Below are 5361 nucleotides of genomic sequence, written 5' to 3'. Positions count from 1 at the left end.
CCCTTTTTATACCCTGTTTTAAATGAAAAAACGGGTATGAGAAGATGCGTCCTTCATAAAAATTGCTCCATGTTTTATTCAGTATATGAAAATTGTATTATGATAGGTTATTTTTGGGATAACCGCCAGGAACCATTATGGATATAGTTTACCTTTCGTAAGGGAAATTTCGCGATACCTTTCTCATCATTCTTTCCATTACCTCATCGGCACTCGAAAAAACAGTTTCATTCATCTCCTTATAAAAACGCCATAAAAGTGTTCCACCTGTGCCGTTATAAATTTGCATAGTTAAACTGCCCGATGCGGTTTTGCTGCCAAACCCACCCAAGAGGATGGTTTTAGCAATTGCCCCGGCCTCGCTTGCGGTTTTTTCATACGCATACGAGTTTTTGATCACTGCATCAACGCCCAATATTTTGCACAACGAGTCAGGTAAGGTTTCATCAATTTTATCAAAAAATCCAGCTTTTTTCAATAGTACGTTTGTTCTGTCGATATCTTGAAAGCTTACCGTGTAATCCTTTTCTTTTCTTAACAAATAAGTATACATACCTTCTTGCATGTGTAATCCGTCGTTCAATTCTTGCGCCTTGTTTGCTGCTTCGTCAAAATTTTCGGGTACTTTTTTAAAGGATATGGTAACCCTGAAAGGTAGGATAGCAACGATTTTGTGTTTTGAAAGTTCCGCTTTTAAGTTCGGGGCGCTATATTCTTGTTTTTGAGCGTTTGATGCGAAACAAATAAATAATAGGCAGATAATGAGTGTTATAGTCTTTTTATACATCTTATATTGGGCAAATATCATGTAATATTCGTATGTAAATGTATAAAAAAAATCAAAACAAACACTTTACAAAAATATTTACTACAAAAAACATTATTCGCAACTTGATCGGGGGGCTACTCTTTCTTATACAACACCCCCGCAATCTCCGCCGACATCTTTATCCCTTTTATCATAGCCGAACTAAAGCCGTTATGCTCCATTTCGTTCAGGCCGGCAATGGTGCAGCCTTTTGGCGACGTTACCTTATCAATTTCGCTTTCAGGGTGGGTGGCCAATTGCAGCAGCAGGTCGGCGGCGCCCTTGGCGGTTTGGGCGGCCATCTTCAGCGCGTCGTGCGCGTGGAAACCAATTTCCGTTCCCCCTTGCGATGCCGCGCGGATAGAGCGTAAAAAGAAAGCGATACCGCAGGCACACAAAGCCGTTGCCGAGGTCATCAGCTCTTCGTTTATCGGGATGGTGATACCCACCGTATCAAACAGTTCTTTAACCAGGGCGATGTTATGTTTATCGGCGTTGTCGCTGCCAATACACGTCATGCTTTGGCCTATGGCAATGGCCGTATTGGGCATGGCGCGTACCACGGGCACATCAATATCGAGGTAACGACGTATATCCGAACAACTCACGCCCGATACCACAGAGATAAGCAAGTGTTTTTTCGGTTTGATGCTTTCTTTAACTTCATCGAGTAACTTGTTCAATTGTTGTGGCAAAACGGCTATCACCACGATATGGGCTTTGCTTACCGCTTTTGCGTTATCGTCAGTTACTTTATAGCCTTCTTCGGCCAAATCGGCCAAACCGCTTAAGCTACGGCGGGTTAGGGTAATCTGTTGTGGCTGATAAATACCTGCTTTTACCAAACCTTTTGCTAAGGCAAGTCCTATATTCCCGCTCCCTAAAATGGCGATGTTTTTGTTCAATGCGTTCATGTTCATATACCTGTACTTAAGCGGGTCCCGAATGTTTTGTTATGTTTTATATGGCCAAGTTCGTCGGCGTGGCCAATTATTACGGCCGTAACGCCACTGGCAATTGCGCTGAAAGCATTATCCAGTTTGGGCAACATGCCCCCGGCAATAATATTCTGTTTTTTTAATTCCTCGTATGTTATGGGGTCAATGTCGGCTATCAGTGACGCTTCATCGTTAATATCCTTCAACACTCCCTTTTTTTCAAAACAATAGATCAGCGTGGTGTCGTATAATTTAGCCAACGCCACAGCCAAAGCCGAAGCAATGGTATCGGCATTGGTATTGAGCAATTGCCCCGTGCCATCGTGCGTTATAGCCGAAAATACAGGTACAAAACCACCGTCCAATAGTTTGGCAATATTTTGCGGGTTTATCGAGTTTTCATCAATATCGCCCACAAAGCCGTAGTCGATAGTTTTAACCGGGCGTTTTTTGGCGCGGATGAAATTACCGTCGGCACCGGTTAACCCAATGGCATTGCAGCTTGTTGCCTGCAGCGCCGCTACGATGTTTTTATTGATGAGCCCGGCATACACCATGGTTACCACACGCAATGTTTCAATGTCGGTAACACGCCGACCGTCAACCAGTTGGGCTTCGATACTCAGGGTTGCCGAAAGCTGTGTGGCTGCTTTTCCGCCGCCGTGCACCAGCACTTTGTATCCATCCAAGCCTGCAAAATCCGTTAAAAATCGGTGCAGGTTTTCCGAATTATCGATAATGTTTCCACCTATTTTAACGACGTTTAGCTTCATTTACACCCTAATTATACGATTTTTTATCGTTTTATACAACAAATATACGGTTTGATTTAAATGAACAGGGCATTTGCTCGAAAACAAACCCAAAATGAAGGTAATTTGAACTTAATGTTATGTTTTTGTACCAAAATGGATTGATTTTTACTTTTTTACCAATCTATTGCAAACATTAAAGCTAATTTTAGCCTTATTGAAACATAAGGTTTAGCTTTACGGTATGATGCATTTGAACGATATATCCAATCACCCGCGCGTGGTGATCATAGGGGGTGGATTTGGCGGAATTGAGTTGGCCAAGCGCCTGAAAGACAAGCCTTTTGAGGTGTTGATGGTGGACAAAAACAACTACCACACCTTTCAGCCTTTGCTGTACCAGGTTGCCATGGGCGATATCGAGGCCGACTCGATTGCTTTCCCGATAAGGAAAATATTTGCAGAGCAAAGGAACTTTGCATTCCGTATGGCGATGGTACAGCAGGTGAACCCGGAAAAGAACACCATCAGCACGGACATTGGCGAAATTGCTTATGATTATTTGGTGCTTGCCACAGGTTCGACCACCAATTTTTTTGGTAACGACGAACTGGCCAAACGTACCATGCCCATGAAAAGCATCCCCGAAGCGTTGAACCTGCGCAGTTTGCTGTTGGAGAATATCGAAAAAGCCATCATTACCGAAAGCCAGGAAGAAAAAGAAGCACTGCTCAATTTTGTGGTTGTAGGGGGTGGGCCGACAGGAGTAGAGCTATCGGGCGCGCTGGCCGAAATGCGCAACTACGTACTCACCAACGATTACCCTGAACTACGCAAAGAAGATATGAAGGTTTACCTGGTGGAAGGCAAAGAGGATTTGCTGGCAGTCATGTCTGCCAACGCATCCAAAAAGGCTCGGGATTTTTTGACTGAACTCGGCGTAGAGGTACATACAGGCGTACACGTGAAAAGCTATACCGGCGACGCCTTGGTAATTGATAACGGAAAGCTGATACAAACCCGCAACGTACTATGGGCCGCAGGTGTAAAAGGTGATATGCCGCAGGGTATACCACAAGACAACATTGTGCGCGGCAACCGTATACAAACAAACGAATTTAACCAGGTTAAAGGTTTTACCAATATATTCGCCATAGGCGATGTTGCCGCCGTTATTACCCCCGAAACCCCTGATGGGCACCCCGGTGTTGCACCGGCCGCCATACAGCAAGGCAAGCAACTAGCAAAAAACCTGGTACGCTTAACCAATAACGAACCCATGGAACCTTTCAAATACTTCGACAAAGGCTCGTTGGCTACCGTTGGCAAGAACCTAGCTGTTGCCGATTTGGGACGCATCCATTTTCAGGGCTTTTTTGCATGGATGATATGGGGTTTTGTGCACCTCATGTCGCTGGTGAGTGCCCGTAACCGTGTTATCGTGTTCATCAACTGGGCAGGCAGCTATTTTAGCAACAGCAGCGGCTCACGACTCATAATCCGTAAATATGATGCCGAGAAGATGAAGATACAATAAGGCAAAGTACAAAAAAGGCTTCCCGGGTACCGGGAAGCCTTTTTTATTAAAACTCAATCAATAACTCAACCTTTAGGGTTCAGTGTTTCGTTAATCCTGTCGGATAAATCCTGCAGGTGGTACTGTGTCATGCTATCTGTCGATGTAGAAGCTTTGATCATAGCGTTAATAGCTTTAAGCTGTGCTTTTGCTACCGAAACCACGTCGGTCATTTCCTTATCGGCATCGCGTGGCGCGCCGCCGGCCCTGCGGCCACCGGCAAGTGCCGCAGCAGCCGGATCAACCGGTGCAGGCGGTTTCACCAAAGCAATCAGTTTCTCAACATACATTTTTTGCAGATTACGACGGTAAACGTCAACAGCTTGGTTGCTTTTCAGCTCACGGAAAACGATGGTGTTCATATCGTTGAACAGGTCGCTCACTTTATAAGCAGTCGCGCCGTCTTCAGCCTCAGCCGAAATCAGTTTAAACAAGGTATGGTTGCTGATGATACGGGTCAACGTAGTTTCCTGTAATCCCGCTATCACTTGTACCGGGTTGCCATCGATATTTTTCAGGATACCTTCATCCAATAACCAGGTAGGGGTGGTAAACAATTGCGCATCCAGAAAATCCATCGCTTCTTTTTGGGTAGCTGCCGGAACGTTTTCGTAAATTTTGCCGGCTTCTTCAACAGTTTTCGGGTTTTCGTATATACCACCTATGTTTTTGGCAACATGGCCCATATAACGGCCAAATTGTGTGGTTAACTGGCCGTACATATTGTCGAGATCCTCATAGCCTTCGTTAGGCTCTTTGGTCCATTCAGGCAATTTGGCCAATATCACTTTCAGGTTTTTGATGCCGTAGGTGCTGGCTTTCATGGCATTGTCGCCCAAATCCTCGTTTTGTGAGTGCGGATCATCAGGGTTGCTTTCTGTACCAAACCATAGGCGACGATCTTTTAATCGCTCAACAGTCGTTTTATTCAGGATAGCTCTTTCTGCTTCGGGCGATGGCGAATTTGGCAATAGTTTATACCCCCATTCAATAGCCCATTTATCATAATCGCCAATGCGTGAGTATAAACCTGTTTTGGTGATGTTGTCTTCAGGCTGTGCCACGTAGTTGAAACGGGCATAGTCCATGATAGACGGTGTATGGCCGTTAGCTTCAACCCAAGCTTTGTCGCGTAGTTTTTCAACAGGTGTTGTGGAGCTTGACCCCCAATTGTGGCGCAGGCCTAAAGTATGGCCAACTTCGTGCGAAGACACAAAACGGATCAGGTCGCCCATCAGTTCATCGCTAAAGTGCATGGTGCGTGCCCGTGGGTCAACAGCTGCGGTT

5 protein-coding genes are annotated in these 5361 nt (G+C 45.1%); 1 reads left to right on the top strand and 4 read right to left on the bottom strand.

The window, feature by feature from the left end; genetic code table 11:
- Positions 1 to 148: 148 nt before the first annotated feature.
- The 3 genes from QZX97_RS02145 to argB all read right to left on the bottom strand — a co-directional run bounded on the left by QZX97_RS02145 (position 149) and on the right by argB (position 2519).
- Positions 149 to 787, bottom strand: coding sequence for a hypothetical protein (locus tag QZX97_RS02145; protein WP_295647969.1), 639 nt, complete (start codon positions 785 to 787; stop codon positions 149 to 151).
- Positions 788 to 903: 116 nt separating this feature from the next.
- Complete coding sequence (gene proC / locus QZX97_RS02140; RefSeq protein ID WP_295647975.1) at positions 904 to 1722, bottom strand: pyrroline-5-carboxylate reductase; 819 nt, start codon at positions 1720 to 1722, stop codon at positions 904 to 906.
- Between the two features lie 2 nt (positions 1723 to 1724).
- The gene (gene argB, locus QZX97_RS02135; RefSeq protein ID WP_295647966.1) at positions 1725 to 2519 is read right to left on the bottom strand and encodes an acetylglutamate kinase; all 795 of its coding nucleotides are present in this window, start codon (positions 2517 to 2519) and stop codon (positions 1725 to 1727) included.
- A gap of 226 nt (positions 2520 to 2745) precedes the next feature.
- On the opposite strand from argB, the gene QZX97_RS02130 reads away from it, so the two are divergent.
- Positions 2746 to 4035: an NAD(P)/FAD-dependent oxidoreductase gene (locus QZX97_RS02130; protein WP_295647972.1), complete on the top strand. Its 1290-nt coding sequence runs from the start codon at positions 2746 to 2748 to the stop codon at positions 4033 to 4035.
- Positions 4036 to 4100: 65 nt separating this feature from the next.
- Here the strand turns inward: QZX97_RS02130 and QZX97_RS02125 are convergent.
- Positions 4101 to 5361: zinc-dependent metalloprotease (locus tag QZX97_RS02125; protein ID WP_295664095.1), on the bottom strand; the 1261-nt coding region annotated here is incomplete at its 5' end.

It is taken from the genome of uncultured Mucilaginibacter sp. (assembly GCF_903893715.1).
In the GTDB taxonomy this organism is placed as follows: Bacteria; Bacteroidota; Bacteroidia; order Sphingobacteriales; family Sphingobacteriaceae; genus Mucilaginibacter.
This window is presented reverse-complemented; position numbering and strand designations above follow the sequence as displayed.

Excerpts from the sequence above, each read along its gene's own strand:
- QZX97_RS02145 (WP_295647969.1), bottom strand. The coding sequence starts at position 787 with ATGTATAAAAAGACTATAACACTCATTATCTGCCTATTATTTATTTGT.
- proC (WP_295647975.1), bottom strand. The coding sequence starts at position 1,722 with ATGAACGCATTGAACAAAAACATCGCCATTTTAGGGAGCGGGAATATA.
- argB (WP_295647966.1), bottom strand. The coding sequence starts at position 2,519 with ATGAAGCTAAACGTCGTTAAAATAGGTGGAAACATTATCGATAATTCG.
- QZX97_RS02130 (WP_295647972.1), top strand. The coding sequence starts at position 2,746 with ATGCATTTGAACGATATATCCAATCACCCGCGCGTGGTGATCATAGGG.